The sequence below is a fragment of the Geminicoccus roseus DSM 18922 genome (assembly GCF_000427665.1).
In the GTDB taxonomy this organism is placed as follows: domain Bacteria; phylum Pseudomonadota; class Alphaproteobacteria; order Geminicoccales; family Geminicoccaceae; genus Geminicoccus; species Geminicoccus roseus.
The window spans coordinates 5,168,950-5,185,472 of the sequence record NZ_KE386572.1 but is presented as its reverse complement, the minus strand read 5'-3'; the positions used below and the strand labels follow the sequence as shown (position 1 = coordinate 5,185,472).

The following is a 16,523-nucleotide window of genomic DNA, read 5'->3' as shown; positions in this document are numbered from 1 at the left end:
CCGGTCAGCCCATCACCGGCATCTCGGCCGACCGCGGCGGCAGGCCGACCGCCCAGCGCAGGCTGGCGGACACGCCCGGGAAGCGGCGGCCTTCCTCGGTGAGACGGTAGGCGGCGAGCCAGGCCTCGGCCGCGGAACCGGCCGGCTTGGCCTCGGTCTGGAACAGCAGCGGGTCAATGCCGCTGTCGAACTCGTTGCCGGCCGCCCAGAGCAGGACGCGCCGGCCGGTCTCCGCCATCTTGGCGCGCTGGCTGAGTTCGGTCGCCCCGCCCAGGAACCGGTTGAGCACCTGCTCCACCACGTCCCACTTCGTGTTGGCGTCGAACGACTTCTTCACGTCGGGCGTGTCGAACAGTTCGAGGAGCTGGCGGAGATAGATGCCGGTCTCGTGGGCTAGCGCGACGATGTTGCCGTAGGACGCGCGGTCGAGCCCGTAGCGAAGATCCAGGCCCAGCCTCTGCACGGCGGCGATGTTGCCATAGGGACGCTGATCGATCTCGGATGCGCCGCGGATCACCTCGCCGATGGTCAGGTCGCGGTAGTACTGGGCCAGCGCGCTCATCAGCGCGACGAACTGGTAGTGGAAGTTCTGGTTGACGATCCCGCCGGCCGGGGCCGGGCGACGGCCATAGTTGAACACGCGCTTGTAGGCGGCCATGCGCTCCTTGGGCCCGTAGCGAAGCGGCTGCCACTTATCGAGGACGTAGAGGAGCCTGGCGCCGGGGCCGCGCTGGATGCGCATCCGGCCTTCCCGGAAGAGCTGGCGAAGCACGGCCGCCACCCGGAACACGCCCATCCGCTCGTGCTGGAAGATGAAATAGAGCTCGGCGGCGGCATGCAGCTGGCTGGGGATGACGGCCTCGTCGAAATCGGCGGCGAGATAGGGATAGGCGACCTCGCCAAAAGGCTTCAGCCCGTCCTGGCCGAAGCCGAGCAGGTCGACGAAGGCGTCCTTGTCGTCGCCGGCAGCCCCTTTGAGCAGTTCGCCGAACCGGGCCTCGAAGGCGCTCTGCAACCGGGCGCGCTGGTCCGACGGCATCCCCTCGAGCGTGTCCTGGGCGAACTGCTGCCACAGGCGCTGGATGGTCTGGTGGGTCTGGTAGGTCATGGCACGCGCTCGGCCCCGAAAGGAGGTAGCTGGAGAGACGCAACCGATCGTCTATTTCTGGCCCTTGCCCTTTGGGCGATCCTCAGGCGGGCGCCGCTCCGTGTCCGGCTTGCCGTCCTCCTCCTCGGGCGCTTCCGGCATGGCCGCTTCCGGCGCCTCATAGCGATCGCCCTGGCCATAGCGCATGAGCGCATGGAGGAAGGTATCGAACGGTGCGGCATCCGGGTCCGGCCGCCGCGAGGCCGCGGTGGGCTCGGAAGCCGACGCGGCGGCGAGGCCAGCGGCGTAGGCTTCCGCCCGCGTGCCGTTGGGCGCGCCGATGACGTCGGCGAACCGCTGCCGGTCGTCCATGAGCGACGGGCAGGCCAGCCGGGCGAAGGCGAGGAGCCGGCCGAAATGGACCGAGGCCAGCAGCATGGCGCAGCAGAACTCGCTGAGCTCATGCTCGCTGCCTCCTTGGCAGTCGCAGCTGGCGCCGGTCGCCTCCCGGCCCCCGCAGCCGCACGTGCCGCTGTCCTGCCGCCGCTCCTCCACCTTGCGGGCGAGTTCGGCGATGCTCTTCCTGGCGGCGACCGCCTGCTCGACGAACAGGTCGGCCTGGGCGATGAGATCGCCCGCCACGCTGCGGATCAGGCACCACTCGATCGGCGATATCTGCCGCTTTGGCCGTCGATCCCGCTGGTCGTCGGCGGGCTGGCGGAACTGCAGCTCGATGACGTGATGCTGAGGCTGCCGCACCTGGGCGGATCGTTGCAGGAGCTGTCCGAGTGACATGATCAGGTTCCCTTGTTGCAGCGGGCCTCAGATCGTGGTGTCGAGGCTGTCCTCGAGCGTCGGCGGGATCCGCACCCGGGCAGGCATGCATGCGGCGAGGGCGCCCTCGACGTCGATGAGGGTGCGGTCCACTAGCCAGCCGAGCGCGCCGAGCACGCGGCTGGTCTCGGTGCAGCCAGGAGTGAGCGTCGCCAGGAGATCGCCGAAGCGCTGGTCGAGCTGGCGCTGCAGACAGAGCTCCTCGCGGATCCAGCCGATCTCCTCGGCGGTCGCTGGTGGGGCCGTCCCGACAGGCGGGAAGAACGGGCCGAGCATGGCGGCTGCCAGGCGCTCCAGGATGGCGCTCAGCGCGGGCCAGGCGATCAGGCAGGACTGCTGGCAGTCAATGGTCGGAAGCCGCGGGATGTCCGGGCGGGCGCCGACCTGCGCGACATTGCCGATCATCGTGCGGATCAGGTGCCCGAAGGCTGCCGCGCGCACCTCCGGCTCGCTGCGCCCCAGCGTGGAGCTGCCCAGCGCATACAGGTCGATGGCGCGGTCGGTGTCGTAGAGAAGCTTGTCGAGCAGGGCCAGGCAGATGACCTGGTCGCCGCAGCAGTCGCAGGCGAGCCAGCAGTCGAGTGCCTGGGCAAGTTCGCCGCGGGCGGTGATGATGGCGTTCAGCCGCTGGGTCGGCACGTCCGGGCCACCCAGGCCGTAGAGGCCATAGGAAACGATCGGCGGCCGGGCGATTGCCACCAGGCGGATGGCGGCACCGCCCTGGAAGGCGTCCAGGAACAGCTGCACCGCCTCCAGGAAGCCTGCCACCGGTGGCGAGGAGGGGGTCACGTTGATCCGGGCGGCGACCTGGACCAGGCGCTCCAGGCGCTGGGTCGCCATCTGCCCGGTCGCGGCCAGGGCGCGCAGGCCCTGGGAGCGGGTCGAGGCGGCACGGTCGATCAGCTCATCCATCATCCGCGCCAGCGTGTTCTCCTCGAACAGGGCGCGCACGTCGCTCATGCCGCTCTGGCCGAGCCTGGACATCAACTCGCGATAGCCGCGCAGACCCCAGGGCCAGGTGGACTGGTCAAGGCTGACCTGGCTGCTGCCGATCAGGTTGCGCAGCGCGGCCAGCGCCGCATCACGCCTTGCCACCAGCTCACTTGCAGGCGCCGCCAAAAGGAAGCGGCCGCCGCCGGCTCCGAGCTGTGCCAGGCTCTCCCCGGCCAGCACGAGCTGCAGGGCGGCGACCTGGTCGAGGCTCTGCGCCAGGCGGCGATAGGGCAGCGAGAAGCCGGGCGTGAGAGCGCCGACCAGCCGCGCCATTCGCGCGTAGTCGCCGAGCGCCCTCCGCGCGGCGAAGGTACGGTCGCGGGCATAAGGGTCCAGGCCCTGCCCGGCATTCGCCAGCCCGTCCGACACATGGCTGCGGATCGCCTGCGCCCAGCCCAGCAGTTCCGCCTCGACGTCCTTGAGCTGCGCCGAGGTCGTCAGGAACTGCAGGTCGCGCTCGACATCCGCCTGCGCCTGCTCCAGCTCGACCCCGGACGGCCCGGGAGTCGTGGCCGGCCGGACGTGGCGGACCTCCGGGATCACCGGCAGCCCCTGCGCCTCGCGCTCCAGCGCCATGTCGTCCTGCGGGTAGTAGCGGCGCAGGCCCTGGGCCACCTCCGCGGGATTGGCGGGGTTGCTGATCCGCAGGGAGCGGCGGATCAGGTTGTCGAGCTGGACCGCTGTCGGCGAGCGGTCGCGGCCGGTGGGTTCCGTCGCGATATGGGGCATCGTCCTCGTCCTCAGGCGGTCATGGCGGCGGGCAGCCGCGACGGAATGGGCGCAGGCAGGAGTTCAGCCGGGTTGGCCAGCTTCTCTCCCCGCCAGCCGGTGCCGCGATGGGCCAGCAGGCGGATGACCAGCAGGCTGAGCCGCTGGGCCTCGGCACCGGCTTCCAGGGCATAGAGGCAGGCGGAGACCACGTGCCTGGGCGGCAGGGCCTGCGGCGGATGGCCGGTCTTCAGGTCGAAGGCGCCGCGGCGGATGGCGGCCTGGTCCTCGGGCCTGAAGCGGATGACCGAACTCAGGGCCTGCTGGGCCAGGGCGCGGCGCGGCTGGAAGGCGATCTCGTCGACCACCGCCGGGATCGCCCGCGCCTGCGTCTCCATCAGGACCGGCGGGATCCGGTGGCCGCGCTCGGGATCGTAGAGCCGGCGCCAGACCGTCGAGACCATGTCGGCATCCTCGACGAAGCCCAGGCGGCGCAGCATCTCCGCCATGATGAAGATGCGGAGATACCCGACCGGATGGGCGCCGCCCGGACGGTAGGTCATCACCCGGTCGGCGGGATGGGCCAGGAACTCGGCCATGCCGAAGGCCGCGGCGGGGCCGCCCAGCAGGATCGCCGCGAGATCGGCGAAGATCTCCTTGTGCCACCTGCCATAGATGGCGATCGCCCGAAGCGGCAGCCGGATCTCGGCCAGGCGGCGGATGACCGCGTCCTTGGTCTCGTGCCATACCCGCAGATCGGCCATCAGGTTGTGGGCGACCTCGTGCAGGAACACGGACTGCCAGGGCCGGTCGCGGTCCCAGGGAATGCGGATCAGCGGGAACGGGTTGGGCTCGCCCAGGAGCCGGGCCAGACTGACGCCGCGGCGCATCGTGGCGGGGCTGTAGCCATGCTCCATGTAGGTGATCGGCTTCAGCACCGGCCCCTGGATCAGCCCGGGCAGGCCCAGGCGCACCGCCCGGTAGCAATCGGCTGCAATGGCGTCATGAGCGGCCAGGGCGGGCGCGAAGGCGGTGCCGCGCTGGGCAAAGATCTCGAAGAACATGCCGAAGCTGCGGCGGGCCCGGTCGATCTCGCGCTCCACCATCGCCATCGCGATCAGGATGCTGTCCAGGGCGGTGCGCCGGTCCGGCTCCATGATCTGTCCCAGATGCACGAGGCGGCGCCGGATCAGCCGGTCGATGCTGTCGAGCCTTGCCTGGGCGGCCTCGAAATGGGCGGGTGACGGAGCGAAGCGCAGGTCCCCGCGGCGCAGTCCCACGGCCTTCGGGCTCAGGACGACGATCCGGTTCGCGCGCCCCTCCAGGCTCTCCTGCTTCAGCCACAGGAGCTTGCGCAGCGGGTCCACGGCCATGGCTGCGTCCCCCTTGCCGGCTCGTGGTCACAGGCTCCGGATGATGATCTCGGCAGGGCCACGAATGCGCAGCCGGCGGATGCCGCCAACCATGCTGCCGATGCCGCCGGCCCGGCCGACCGTCTGCTGCGCCCGCGCATTCGGCTGGGCTAGGCGCGATGCCAGCTGCGGCTTGGCCGCGACGCGCTGCGCGGTGCGCAGCAGCACCTTGGGCTTGGCGACCGTCGGGGTGCCCTTGGCGGCCGCGGTGCGGTTGACGCTGGCCGCCATCCGGGGAAGCGCCCGCAGTCCAGAGCTCCCCGCCACGTTGGTCAGGGTCTTGGCGGCGGCCGACACCTGCCGCACGGCGCGCATCCGCTGCGCGGGGCTCATCCCCGCCGCACGGTTCTGCAGAAGCTGGCGGGCGACCAAGCCCACCACCACCGGCCGTGCCCGGCGGTCCTTGCTGGCCATCTCGGCCGCGGCCTCGGCGGCACGCTGGATCATGCCGGGCTCGCCCTCGCCGGCCATCTCGGCCTCGGCGCGCAGGTTGCTCGCCAGCCGGGCCACCTTGGCGGCGACCTGGGCGGCCGGATGCGGAATGACCGAAAGCACCGGTGCGGCGGCGCGGGCGACCTTGCCGATGATCGGTGCCGCCTTCTTCGCGACGTTCACCACGCCGCGCACCAGCTTCTTGAAGAAGGCGTCCTCGCTCTCGGCGGACAGCGCGCTGCTGACCGCGCCCAGAAACGCGTCCTCGCCATCCGCCTCGAAACTGTCCTCCGATTCGTACCCGTCCTCGCTCTCGAAGGCATCTTCGGCTTCGAACCCGTCGGCGAAGTCGTAGGCGTCCTCGGATTCGTAGGCGTCCTCGCTCTCGTACGAATCCTCCGATTCGTAGGCATCCTCGCTCTCGAACAGCTCGGATTCTCCCTCGGCCTGCTCATTGGCGAGATCCTCGAGCAGATCGCGTTCCTTGACGGTCATGGCCAGGTCTCCCGTGATGCGAGGCAGCGCGTCGCTCGCTCTCGAACTGGGATCATCGGGCATTCGGGAGGTGCCACCAGTCGCGAATTGCTGGTCAGCACCGCCATGTAGTCCGGATGAGGGACAGCTCCCGTTGCGCCCGGACCGTGGATCCGCCGGGCGGCCTAGGATCTCGTAGCGATGGACCTTCGGAAGAACAGCTGCTCAGGAGGGGGCTGAGCCCGTCCCGCAGGATGTTCGGCTCGTCACGCGCTGGAACGGCAGATATGCCGCTTGCGGGTATCCCGCAGCGGTGCGAACAAGCCTGATCGGGAAGACCGGATTTCAGAAGCCAGCGCGGACATCTAAGTGCCGCCTGACGCTTCGTCGCCTATGGGAAGGCTTGGCGTCCCCAAGGGGATTCGAACCCCTGTTTGCGCCGTGAGAGGGCGCCGTCCTGACCACTAGACGATGGGGACGTCTTGGTGTGGGCGCTGGTTAGCCGGGCCGGCGGCAGTGGTCAAGCGGCTTCGTGTCGGAAGTAGGAGGCAAGCTCGACTTCGTCCGACCAGAGGAACTGGCCGATCGGCTGGACCGCCATCAGGCGGTAGCCGCCGTCGACCAGGATGCGGGCATCGCGGGCGAAGCTGCCGGGATCACAGGAGACGTAGCCGATCTGCGGGATCCGGCTTGTCGCCAGAACCATGCACTGAGAGCGCGCCCCGGCGCGCGGCGGGTCGAGGATCACGGCGTCGGTGCCGCGAAGCTCCGGAAGCCGCAGCGGATCCTTCTCCAGGTCACGGCGCAGCACGCTGGCCTTGGTGCCCTTGATGCCGGCAGCAAGCGCCTTGCTGGTTGCGTCGACGGCACCGGGATCGCTCTCCACGATCTGCAGGCGGGCCGGCAGCGGGTCCAGGCCGAGACCGAGGGCGCCGGTGCCGCCAAACAGGTCGGCCACCTGGCGGGCGCCCTGGAGATGGCGGTTCAGGAAAGCCAGCATCGCCGTCTCGCCTTCCCGGGTGGCCTGACGAAATCCCCCAGGTGCCAGCGCGACCCGGGCTGGACCGCGCTGCAGCAAAGGCTCGCCCAGGCTCACCAGGGTCTCGCTCTGGCGCTCGCGAGCGGCCCGCCAGGAGATCCGGCAGACGCCCGGCAGGTCGGCCAGCGCCTGGGCGAGCCGGGTCCGGTCGTTGGGAGAGGGAGGGCGTTCACCGAGCAGCAGGACGTCAATCCCGCTTGGGGTGTGGTCCAGGGCGGCTTCCCCGGATGCCGAGTCGAGCCGGCCCAGCACCAGGCGCAGCGCCGGCAGCAGGGCCACCAGCTCCGGGCGCGCGATCAGGCAGGTGGCGAGGTTCACGATCCGCCGGGAACGGGCCTGGCGCATGCCGAGCAGCATGCCGGAAGCCGTACGCTGCCAGGCCAGCCGGATGCGGCGGCGGCTGTGCGGCGGCGACAGGTCCGTTGGCGCCACCAGGGCAGGATCGAGGCCGCGAGTGCTCAGGGCCGAGCGGATCTTATCCGCCACGAAATCGGCATAGGCCGGCAGCGCCAGGTGCTGCAGCCGGCAGCCGCCGCATGCGGTGGCGTGGGGGCAGGGCGGGTCGACGCGCTTGTCGGAGGGCTTCAGCACCTCCAGCAGGTCCCAGTGCTCGTCGCCGCCGCGCCTGCCTTCTGGCGCCTGGACGCGCACCCGCTCGCCGGCAAGGGCGCCGTCCACGAACAGCCGCCGGCCGTCCGGATGAACGGCGATCCCGTCGCCGCGTCCGCCCAGCCGCTCGATCACGAGCTCGACCACCTGCCTCATGGAGTTGCGCCCTCGACGACCGGCAGCTCGCGCAAGGTATCCCCGCTCGCGGGATCGACCAGGCGGAGGATCTGGGAGCCGTCGGCCGCCTCCAAAAGGAACACGAGGTCGTCCGGGCCACGGGCCATGGACATGATCCGCTCGCCCGGCGCCAGATGCAGCGCCGCTCCGCGATCCGTGCTAGGGGCGCTGCCGACCTGCGCGGCGCCCGGCCGGGCGCCATCGTCCCTTGGTGTTCCGGAGGCGAGCAGCCAGATGAGAACGACGATCCCGGCCACCAGCACGACCGCGCCGGCGATCACGAAGCCCAGGAGAATGCGGGTGGCGGTCTCGCCCATGTTGGAGATTTCCGAGCTGGCCCACGACGGAGCGATGGTGAAGGCGTCGCCGCTGCATCGCGTGGTCTCCCGATGAGCCGCGAGACGTTCATGCGGGTCGTCGAGCAGGACGCGGCAGGGCGCCGGCTGGATGCCTGGCTGGCGGCGGTCCTACCTGATCTGTCGCGCGCGCGCATCCAGGCACTCCTGGACCAGGGCGCCGTGCTGCGCGACGGGCAGAAGGTCAGCCAGGCGTCGCGCAAGGTGCGGCCAGGGGAAGCCTATGCGGTGGCGGTGCCGGACCCGGTGGCCGCCACGCCGGAAGCCCAGGACATCGAGGTGCAGGTCCTGTTCGAGGACGAGCATCTGATCGTGGTGGCGAAGCCAGCCGGCCTGGTGGTCCATCCCGGGCCTGGCCATGACGACGGCACGCTGGTGAATGCCATGCTCGCCCATTGCCGCGGCTCCCTGTCGGGGATCGGCGGGGTGGCCAGGCCCGGCATCGTGCACCGGCTGGACAAGGACGTGTCCGGGGTCATGGTGGTGGCCAAGCACGACCGGGCCCACACGCTCCTGTCCGGCCAGTTCACCGTGCACTCCATCCATCGCGTCTACGAGGCGGTCGTCCGGGGGCTGCCGGCCCGAACCGAAGGCACCGTCGATCGGCCGCTCGGCCGCGACCCGTTCGATCGCAAGAGGATGGCGATCGTGAGCAAGGGCGGCAAGCGCGCGGTCACCCACTGGCAGGTCCTGGAAGCCGGCGGTACCCGTGCCGCCCTGGTGCAGTGCCGCCTGGAGACCGGACGGACGCACCAGATCCGCGTGCACCTGGCCAGCCTCGGCCACCCGATCCTGGGCGATCGGACCTATGGCCCCAGGCGCACCGGCGATCTTCCCGAACCGGCCCGCCCGCTGGTGGAAAAGCTCGACCGCATCGCCCTGCATGCCCGGGGCCTGGGCTTCGATCACCCGATCACCGGACAGGCCATGGCGTTCGATCTGCCGCCGCCGCCTTTGTTCAAGACGCTCCTGCACGGGTTCCGCTAGCTCGAGGACCCACGGGCATGTGACCGTCCGGCCTGCGGCGGAACCACAGGGCGCGCTCCGGTCTTGATGGTAAGATCGCAGCGGGTACGCTATCAAGAACCGGATCGGTCCGGATTTCGGACCCGTTTCAGTGCAGGAGAAGGAGTGCCATGGCCGGTCTTCCGACGGTCGCCCTCGAAGGCAGCGGGCTTTCCCGTTACCTCGACGAGATCCGCCGGTTCCCGATGCTGCCGGCGGAGGAAGAATACATGCTCGCTCGTCGCTGGCGCGACGACGAGGATGCCGAGGCCGCCCACAAGCTGGTGACTTCGCACCTGCGGCTCGTGGCGAAGATCGCCATGGGCTATCGCGGCTACGGCCTGCCGATGTCCGAGATCATCTCGGAAGGCAATGTCGGGCTGATGCAGGCAGTCAAGCGTTTCGACCCGGAACGCGGCTTCCGTTTGGCGACCTACGCCATGTGGTGGATCAAGGCGGCCATCCAGGAATACATCCTGCACTCCTGGTCGCTCGTGAAGATGGGCACCACGGCCGCGCAGAAGAAGCTGTTCTTCAACCTGCGCCGGCTGAAGTCGCAGATGCAGGCGATGGAGGACGGCGATCTTCATCCCGACACGGTGCGCGCGATCGCCGACACGCTGGCGGTGACCGAGCAGGACGTCATCGACATGAACCGGCGCCTGGAAGGACCCGACCATTCGCTGAACGCGCCCTTGCGGATCGAGGGCGACAGCGAGTGGCAGGACTGGCTGGAGGACGACCGCGAGACGCAGGACCGCACGGTCGCCGATGCCGACGAGCGCGGTCACCGCGAGGCGCTTCTCAGCGAGGCGATGTCGGTCCTGAACGAGCGCGAGCAGTACATCCTGACGGAACGGCGCCTGAAGGAGGATCCCACCACGCTGGAGCAGCTCTCCGAGAAATACGGGGTGAGCCGCGAGCGGGTACGCCAGATCGAGGTGCGCGCGTTCGAGAAGCTGCAGAAGGCGATCCTGGAGCTCGAGCGCAAGAAAGCGGTCGAGCATGCCGAGGGAGCACCGCGGATGCCCAGGCCCGGCGACATGCGGGCTGCGGAGGCCGTGGACTGATGAAGCTTGACGATTTCCTGGCCTCGCTGGCGGACCCGGCTCCCCCAGCCGGCCTGTCCGAGCCGGTCGCGGCGGTCTGGTACGGACTGAACGACCAGTGGGAACAGGCGCACGGGATCGTCCAGGCGCACGAGGGCGAAGCGGATGCCGACTGGGTGCACGCCTGGCTGCACCGGGTCGAGGGCGATGCCGGCAACGCCGCCTACTGGTACCGCCGCGCCGGCCGGCCGGTCGCCCGCGGCGACCTCAAGGAAGAGGGCCGCTCGATCGCGGCCGAACTGCTGGACTGAGCGCCAGCATCAGCGCCATCGCCTGCCACCAGAGGATGGCGTTCCAGGTGGTGAACAGCGACATGCTGGTCATCAGCGGCCAGGCGAACGGCAGCAGGGCAGCCGTTCCGACCGCAAAGACGGTGCGGCCGGCCTGGCGGAACCGGACCAGCCAGGCGACCAGCAGCGCCAGCCACAGCGCAAGCGCGACCAAGCCGCCCTCGACCAGCATCTCCATCCATGGATTGTGCGGGTGGCTCACGCAGCGGACCTCGACCGGGCCGATTCCGGCGAAGCGTGGCTCTGGGCAGCGGCTGGGAAACTCCGAGACGCCGATTCCGGTGACCGGCTGCTCTTCGAACAAGGCAAGGCCGCTGCGGAAGATCATTCCGTAGCGCTTGTCGGCAAAGCCCACCAGATCGTCCCTGGTCTGCTCGACGAAGCGCTCGACCAGGATCGGCCGGCTGAGGCCGATCACCGCCAGTCCCGCCAGGGCCACCAGCATGGCCGGCAAAAGATATCGGCGCAGGGCCGGCAGCAGGACCATGCAGCAGGCCGCACCCAGGCCGAAGGCCAGCAGGGCGGAGCGTTCCCCGGTGAGCGCGATGATCGCGCCGGCTGCACCCAGGCCGACCAGCGGGATCCAGGCGGCCAGCTCGCGCCGCTCGACCAGAAGCACGAGCGGGAGCAGGGCCGGGAACACCGTCTTGCCCAGATAGGTCCCGGCCTTTTGCGCGGAGAACGGTCCGGACAGGCGGTACGCTTCCGGCAGCGGCCGGCCGGTGAGCGACCTGCCGGTCGCCACCTGGATCAGGCAGTCAATCGCCACCAGGAGCACCGTCGCGGCCAGCGCCAGGAGGAAGTTCCTTCGCACCCGCGGATTCTGGAAGTGCACGGTCGCCAGGGCGGCGGCGAACAGCACGAAGCGGATCTGGATCGCGCCCTTGCTGGTGGCGTCCGCGACGTCGGCGGCGAACATCCCGGCGAAGGTGAGCCAGGCGACCCAGGCCAGGGCCAGCACGACCCAGGCTTCCCCCGCCCAGCGCCAGTCGCGCAGCGCTGCCGAGCGGACCAGGAACGCCAGGGCCACCAGGATCAGCGCGCCATCGGCCAGGGCGCGGCCCAGCACGAACAGGAGGGGCAGCAGGATGACCAGCCAGCCGGCGAACCGGTCGGCGCCCCGCGCCAGCATCGGGCCCGTCATGTCCGTCCCGGCGCGCCGGAGCAGGAGCACGGCCAAGCCCTCCCGGGGTTCGAAGGGGGACGCCCGGGCGGAAGAACCTGGCTGCGATGCAAGATTTACGTCTCCGACATGGCCGGTGGATGCCGGCTCTGGCTTGCGGCGCAGGATGCCAGCCGCTAGAAGCCATCGCCAGCCGAAACCGGAGGGATGGCCGAGCGGTTTAAGGCGCACGCCTGGAAAGCGTGTTGGGGGCAACTCCTCACGGGTTCGAATCCCGTTCCCTCCGCCACCGCCCTCCCGGGCAGAATTTTCTTCGTGTTTCAGCGGGTCAACGAATGCGGCCAGTAAGCAGATTGCTGCCGAAATTGCTGTCGCGCTGGTAGGACATCCTCTCGGCCAGGCCGGCGAACGTGCCATGGCGGCCTTTCTCAAGCCCGGAGGCTGGGTGCCGGGTGACGCCGCGGACGTGCATCTCGTAGATGATGGTCCAGGCGCATAGCTGCCGCAGCGGACGGTCGCCTTCCCAGTCACAGGCCGAAAGGTCGACCACGACGCTTTTCAGGGAGGTGGCGGCATCGTCGCCATCCTTGCCGGCGGCCTGCAGGTCGTACAGCGCTGGGATCGCGACCGCATGGGCGTAGAGGTCAAGCAAGACCTTGGCGCAGTCGGAGCACAGGCCGGCCGCAGGCGCCCACCGTCCGGCCGCGCGGCAAGCGTGGATCTGGCCAGGGCGCAGGTTGGGGACGACCTTGGGCCAGCAGTGATAGGTACGGTCGGCAACCGGATCGAAGCGGATCGTTGCTGCTGGCTTCGGGCTGTCGGCCCAGTCGAACAGCAGCAGTTCCACCGCGTGCACATGCCGGGCGCAGACGCTGAAGTTCACACCCCCGGCCGCAGGCTGTGGCACCCTGGAGCAGGGCCAACTGCGCGTGCCAGCTGCGGTGACGGACCGGCTCACGGCGCCAGGCACGGTCCCGCCCGCCAGATCTTCCTGGCATGTCCGGCAATGGTGCGGTTGCTCGAGAACCGCCCGGAGCAGGCGATGTCGACGATTGCCATGCGCGCCCACCTGTCCGGGTCGCCAATGGTCTCGATGAGCCGCCGGTCGGCATCCTGCGGCCGCAGACGATCGTCCGCTTCAACGACTACCGCAGTGTCACGCTGGTTGGCATCTTCACGATCCCGGTGCTCTATGTCGTGTTCCAGTGGGTGCCGGAGAAGGCCATGGGTCAGCAGAAGCTGCCGCGGAGCATCCGCATGATGCGGCACCCATCCCGGCTGGATCAGGCAGGCGCACTGGCAGGGGAATAGGGAGGACCAGGACCGCGCCGGCTCTTCCTGTGCCATCTCGGCCAGATTGGGAGGCAGGAAACAATGTGGACGCGGCGCGGCTTGTTGATGGCGCTCGGGGCCGCCACCCTGGCCGGATGCGCCGGCAGCGGCCCGGGCGGCGGGACATACACCCAATACGTCTGGGACGACCCGTTCTACGACGATGACTGGATCTACTACTACGACGAGTACGACGAGGATTTTCTCGCGGGCCTGGACGATGCGCAGAAGGCGGCACTAAAGGAGAGATGGGACCAGCTGTCGCCCGAGGAGAAGCAGGAAATCCGCGAACAGTGGGACGGGTTGAGCGACGCGGATCGTGCCCAGGTGCGGACTGCCTGGGATGGGCTTGACGCCGACCAGCGAGCGCAGGTCATCTCCAGCATGCAGAACCGCATCCGGACCGGGACGCTGCGCCCGGTGGTGCCGACGCCGGCCCAGCCGTCCACCCCATCCAGGATCGCCCCGAGCTTCGCCAGGGACCGGATCGGCCGCTCCGGACGGGGCGGGTTCGGCGGGCGCGGCGGTGGGCGCATGGGTCGGCGCTGATGATGCGCTGGAAGCCATTCAACTATTCGTGGCGGACGGCACATCGAGCGGCCTCAAGATCGCATCCATCCCTTGCTGCACCGGTTCCGTGCTCCTGTCAGCCCGATCGACCATCGATCGAGTGCTTGTGCGGTGCGAAGTCGGCCGGGCCGACGTCTGTGCCCATTCCAGGCCGGATGTGGACGACATCCTGAGAGTGCCCGCCTGAATTGGCGAGGCAGATGGCATTTGTAACTGCATCGCTCAGAGCGCAGACGATCAGATTCGTTCTGGGGAGCGCCGTCGTCACCACGAGCGAGGAATCTCTCAACCAAACGGGCACGTGCTATCTGGACACGCGCTCGATCGAATTAGCGAAGACCGCCGGTCGTGTTTCTCACGACAGCCAGTTGCAATGCTGCACGTCCTCGGCCGCAGGCGGCCTCACGGACCTCAAGGGTTGGCGCGCAGCCAGAACCATTCCTAAAAGCTCAAGGCGCCCTTCAGAGTGGCCACAAGAGTGATGGAGCGCGATACGCGAAGGGTCGCCGGCACTGGCAGGTCGTCGGCACCGAGCGGTCCCATCACGAGTGGCAGGAGGCGAAGGTCCCGAATGTCCAGCGTCCGGATCCTGGTGAGCCGGAACAGCTGATCTGACAGCCATGGGGAGGCCGGTGGCATTGTTTTCCGCGGCAGCATGTGCCGTTCGACCGGAGCCTGCCTGAGCGGCAGCAGCCTTGGGGTCAGCAAGTTCGAGACGGGAGCAAGGGCCTGAAGCTCTACCGAGCTGCCGGTCTCCCAGCATCACCATATTCACCTGGGCTGCCGGCTCTCCGCTCGCCTGTCCGGAGCATCAAGCTGGGCCAGCAGCTCCTCCGGTCCTGAAGCCATGTCCGCCCGGAGGAGATGGATCAGGATGGCCAAGGCTGTCCGTGGCTGGGATCGGCGGAAGGTCCGCACATGGTTCTGTCACGGGTCGGTTGCCGAAGGATCGAAAAACCTTGTTGACGGTTTCACTGGTTGGTCCTAGAACCCGGCTCACGAAGCGCGGCGGGGTGCTGGGCGGCGGGGATGGCCTGCTGCCTGGTGGTTTAGCCGGGTTTTGGTGAAGATTTCGGCCTGGTCTGTTGGGATTGGGTGGCGGCCTGGAAGGGCTGCCCGATGGTCGTCTGGTTGAGGCTGGGCGGTGGTCGGCGGGTTGTTGTTTGACATCGTTGGTTGGTGGAGCGCTTTTTAGAAAAAGCGTTTTGGAGGGATGTGCGGGCGGCGTCCTCTGGTCTGGCTGACTTTGGTTGGCTGGCTGGGTGGGGATGATCGTCTGGTACATCTTGGTGTTCATTGGAAACTTCTTCGGAGGTTCTGATGGGTACCTTGCGTATGCCTAGATGGTCAGCGATCAAGCTGAGAGTTTGATCCTGGCTCAGAACGAACGCTGGCGGCGCGCCTAACACATGCAAGTCGGACGCACTCGCAAGAGTGAGTGGCGGACGGGTGAGTAACACGTGGGAACCTGCCCTGGGGTCTGGGATAGCTGCGGGAAACTGCAGGTAACACCGGATACGCACGGGAGTGGAAAGTTCACGCCCTGGGATGGGCCCGCGTCGGATTAGGTAGTTGGTGGGGTAACGGCCTACCAAGCCTGCGATCCGTAACCGGTCTGAGAGGATGATCGGTCACACTGGGACTGAGACACGGCCCAGACTCCTACGGGAGGCAGCAGTGGGGAATCTTGGACAATGGGGGCAACCCTGATCCAGCGACGCCGCGTGGGTGATGAAGGCCTTCGGGTCGTAAAGCCCTTTTGCCGGGGAAGATGATGACGGTACCCGGAGAAGAAGCACCGGCTAACTCTGTGCCAGCAGCCGCGGTAAGACAGAGGGTGCTAGCGTTGTTCGGAATTACTGGGCGTAAAGGGCGCGTAGGCGGCTCGTTTAGTCGGGTGTGAAATCCCGGGGCTCAACCCCGGAACTGCATTCGATACTGGCGGGCTTGAGACCGAGAGAGGTGGGTGGAATACCCAGTGTAGAGGTGAAATTCGTAGATATTGGGTGGAACACCGGTGGCGAAGGCGGCTCACTGGCTCGGATCTGACGCTGAGGCGCGAAAGCGTGGGGAGCAAACAGGATTAGATACCCTGGTAGTCCACGCCCTAAACGATGTGTGCTAGATGTCGGGGGACTTGTCTCTCGGTGTCGGAGTTAACGTTTTAAGCACACCGCCTGGGGAGTACGGCCGCAAGGTTAAAACTCAAAGGAATTGACGGGGGCCCGCACAAGCGGTGGAGCATGTGGTTTAATTCGACGCAACGCGCAGAACCTTACCAACTCTTGACATGGCCGTTAAAGCTGCTGAGAGGCAGTGTCCCGCAAGGGGGCGGTTACAGGTGCTGCATGGCTGTCGTCAGCTCGTGTCGTGAGATGTTGGGTTAAGTCCCGCAACGAGCGCAACCCTTGTCCGTAGTTGCCATCAGGTTGGGCTGGGCACTCTACGGGGACTGCCGGTGACAAGCCGGAGGAAGGTGGGGATGACGTCAAGTCCTCATGGCCCTTACGAGTTGGGCTACACACGTGCTACAATGGTGGTGACAGAGGGCAGCCAGGTCGCGAGGCCGAGCAAATCCCTAAAAGCCATCTCAGTTCGGATTGCACTCTGCAACTCGAGTGCATGAAGGTGGAATCGCTAGTAATCGCGGATCAGCACGCCGCGGTGAATACGTTCCCGGGCCTTGTACACACCGCCCGTCACACCATGGGAGTTGGTTCGACCTTAAGCCGGTGAGCTAACCTCGCAAGAGGGGGCAGCCGACCACGGTCGGGTCAGCGACTGGGGTGAAGTCGTAACAAGGTAGCCGTAGGGGAACCTGCGGCTGGATCACCTCCTTTCTGGACCCTCGATGTCGGGCATCTCACGGACTGCCCGGGGTCGCTGAGGTCGATACAGCCGGCGCAAGTCGGCAAAGCAAAGTCCCATGCGGAAGTTCGCTTCTGCGGGGCGCCGTCCGCACATCCCTCCAGA

Annotated in this window: 14 protein-coding genes, 2 tRNA genes and 1 rRNA gene; 6 read left to right on the top strand and 11 right to left on the bottom strand. The window is 68.1% G+C overall.

All coding sequences use genetic code 11. From position 1 onward, the window contains the following. Window positions 1–4: 4 nt before the first annotated feature. From GEMRO_RS0125330 to GEMRO_RS0125295, 8 genes are all read right to left on the bottom strand, one after another. Window positions 5–1,108, bottom strand: a complete 1,104-nt coding sequence (locus tag GEMRO_RS0125330; RefSeq protein WP_027136247.1) for a hypothetical protein — start codon at window positions 1,106–1,108, stop codon at window positions 5–7. A 51-nt stretch (window positions 1,109–1,159) separates the two neighbouring features. Further along, on the bottom strand, window positions 1,160–1,882 hold the full coding sequence (locus GEMRO_RS0125325) for a hypothetical protein (protein WP_157505745.1): 723 nt from the start codon (window positions 1,880–1,882) through the stop codon (window positions 1,160–1,162). 27 nt (window positions 1,883–1,909) lie between these two features. After that, window positions 1,910–3,643, bottom strand: a complete 1,734-nt coding sequence (locus GEMRO_RS31815; RefSeq protein WP_051329469.1) for a hypothetical protein — start codon at window positions 3,641–3,643, stop codon at window positions 1,910–1,912. 11 nt (window positions 3,644–3,654) lie between these two features. Beyond that, a complete protein-coding gene (locus tag GEMRO_RS31810) occupies window positions 3,655–4,995 on the bottom strand; it encodes a hypothetical protein (protein ID WP_205625090.1) in 1,341 nt (446 codons plus the stop codon). Between the two features lie 27 nt (window positions 4,996–5,022). Further along, window positions 5,023–5,961 (bottom strand): hypothetical protein, encoded by a 939-nt coding sequence (locus GEMRO_RS0125310; RefSeq protein WP_027136245.1) that lies wholly within the window; start codon window positions 5,959–5,961, stop codon window positions 5,023–5,025. A 383-nt stretch (window positions 5,962–6,344) separates the two neighbouring features. Beyond that, window positions 6,345–6,419, bottom strand: a tRNA-Glu gene (locus tag GEMRO_RS0125305). A 41-nt stretch (window positions 6,420–6,460) separates the two neighbouring features. Continuing rightward, a complete protein-coding gene (locus GEMRO_RS0125300) occupies window positions 6,461–7,744 on the bottom strand; it encodes a class I SAM-dependent RNA methyltransferase (RefSeq protein WP_027136244.1) in 1,284 nt (427 codons plus the stop codon). Continuing rightward, window positions 7,741–8,082, bottom strand: a complete 342-nt coding sequence (locus GEMRO_RS0125295; RefSeq protein ID WP_027136243.1) for a hypothetical protein — start codon at window positions 8,080–8,082, stop codon at window positions 7,741–7,743. Before GEMRO_RS0125295 ends, GEMRO_RS0125300 begins: the two co-directional genes overlap by 4 nt. Window positions 8,083–8,154: 72 nt before the next feature. On the opposite strand from GEMRO_RS0125295, the gene GEMRO_RS31805 reads away from it, so the two are divergent. The 3 genes from GEMRO_RS31805 (at window position 8,155) to GEMRO_RS0125280 (ending at window position 10,486) form a co-directional block, all read left to right on the top strand. Further along, the gene (locus GEMRO_RS31805; protein ID WP_035486004.1) at window positions 8,155–9,108 is read left to right on the top strand and encodes an RluA family pseudouridine synthase; all 954 of its coding nucleotides are present in this window, start codon (window positions 8,155–8,157) and stop codon (window positions 9,106–9,108) included. A 149-nt stretch (window positions 9,109–9,257) separates the two neighbouring features. Continuing rightward, entirely contained in the window at window positions 9,258–10,196 is a 939-nt protein-coding gene (rpoH, locus tag GEMRO_RS31800; RefSeq protein ID WP_084507599.1) for an RNA polymerase sigma factor RpoH, read from the top strand. Beyond that, a complete protein-coding gene (locus GEMRO_RS0125280) occupies window positions 10,196–10,486 on the top strand; it encodes a hypothetical protein (RefSeq protein WP_027136242.1) in 291 nt (96 codons plus the stop codon). Before rpoH ends, GEMRO_RS0125280 begins: the two co-directional genes overlap by 1 nt. Here GEMRO_RS0125280 and GEMRO_RS0125275 read toward each other — a convergent pair. After that, entirely contained in the window at window positions 10,443–11,699 is a 1,257-nt protein-coding gene (locus GEMRO_RS0125275) for an O-antigen ligase family protein (protein ID WP_157505744.1), read from the bottom strand. The genes GEMRO_RS0125280 and GEMRO_RS0125275 overlap by 44 nt on opposite strands. 150 nt (window positions 11,700–11,849) lie before the next feature. Here GEMRO_RS0125275 and GEMRO_RS0125270 point away from each other — a divergent pair. Beyond that, window positions 11,850–11,937 (top strand) — tRNA-Ser (locus tag GEMRO_RS0125270). Window positions 11,938–11,976: 39 nt separating this feature from the next. On the opposite strand, the gene GEMRO_RS0125265 is transcribed toward GEMRO_RS0125270, so the two are convergent. Together GEMRO_RS0125265 and GEMRO_RS35870 are read right to left on the bottom strand one after the other, a co-directional pair. After that, entirely contained in the window at window positions 11,977–12,495 is a 519-nt protein-coding gene (locus GEMRO_RS0125265; protein ID WP_157505743.1) for a hypothetical protein, read from the bottom strand. A gap of 107 nt (window positions 12,496–12,602) precedes the next feature. Further along, the gene (locus GEMRO_RS35870) at window positions 12,603–12,707 is read right to left on the bottom strand and encodes a hypothetical protein (RefSeq protein WP_322100079.1); all 105 of its coding nucleotides are present in this window, start codon (window positions 12,705–12,707) and stop codon (window positions 12,603–12,605) included. 315 nt (window positions 12,708–13,022) lie between these two features. Here GEMRO_RS35870 and GEMRO_RS0125255 point away from each other — a divergent pair, with 315 nt between their 5' ends. Both GEMRO_RS0125255 and GEMRO_RS0125240 read left to right on the top strand, forming a co-directional pair. After that, on the top strand, window positions 13,023–13,529 hold the full coding sequence (locus GEMRO_RS0125255) for a hypothetical protein (protein WP_027136238.1): 507 nt from the start codon (window positions 13,023–13,025) through the stop codon (window positions 13,527–13,529). 1,376 nt (window positions 13,530–14,905) lie between these two features. Further along, window positions 14,906–16,390, top strand: a 16S ribosomal RNA gene (locus GEMRO_RS0125240). The last annotated feature ends 133 nt before the right edge of the window (window positions 16,391–16,523 follow it).

Excerpts from the sequence above, each read along its gene's own strand:
- GEMRO_RS0125255 (WP_027136238.1), top strand. The coding sequence starts at position 13,023 with ATGTGGACGCGGCGCGGCTTGTTGATGGCGCTCGGGGCCGCCACCCTG.
- GEMRO_RS0125330 (WP_027136247.1), bottom strand. The coding sequence starts at position 1,108 with ATGACCTACCAGACCCACCAGACCATCCAGCGCCTGTGGCAGCAGTTC.
- GEMRO_RS0125280 (WP_027136242.1), top strand. The coding sequence starts at position 10,196 with ATGAAGCTTGACGATTTCCTGGCCTCGCTGGCGGACCCGGCTCCCCCA.
- GEMRO_RS0125295 (WP_027136243.1), bottom strand. The coding sequence starts at position 8,082 with ATGGGCGAGACCGCCACCCGCATTCTCCTGGGCTTCGTGATCGCCGGC.
- rpoH (WP_084507599.1), top strand. The coding sequence starts at position 9,258 with ATGGCCGGTCTTCCGACGGTCGCCCTCGAAGGCAGCGGGCTTTCCCGT.
- GEMRO_RS31815 (WP_051329469.1), bottom strand. The coding sequence starts at position 3,643 with ATGCCCCATATCGCGACGGAACCCACCGGCCGCGACCGCTCGCCGACA.
- GEMRO_RS35870 (WP_322100079.1), bottom strand. The coding sequence starts at position 12,707 with ATGGCAATCGTCGACATCGCCTGCTCCGGGCGGTTCTCGAGCAACCGC.
- GEMRO_RS31810 (WP_205625090.1), bottom strand. The coding sequence starts at position 4,995 with ATGGCCGTGGACCCGCTGCGCAAGCTCCTGTGGCTGAAGCAGGAGAGC.
- GEMRO_RS0125325 (WP_157505745.1), bottom strand. The coding sequence starts at position 1,882 with ATGTCACTCGGACAGCTCCTGCAACGATCCGCCCAGGTGCGGCAGCCT.
- GEMRO_RS0125310 (WP_027136245.1), bottom strand. The coding sequence starts at position 5,961 with ATGACCGTCAAGGAACGCGATCTGCTCGAGGATCTCGCCAATGAGCAG.
- GEMRO_RS0125300 (WP_027136244.1), bottom strand. The coding sequence starts at position 7,744 with ATGAGGCAGGTGGTCGAGCTCGTGATCGAGCGGCTGGGCGGACGCGGC.
- GEMRO_RS31805 (WP_035486004.1), top strand. The coding sequence starts at position 8,155 with ATGAGCCGCGAGACGTTCATGCGGGTCGTCGAGCAGGACGCGGCAGGG.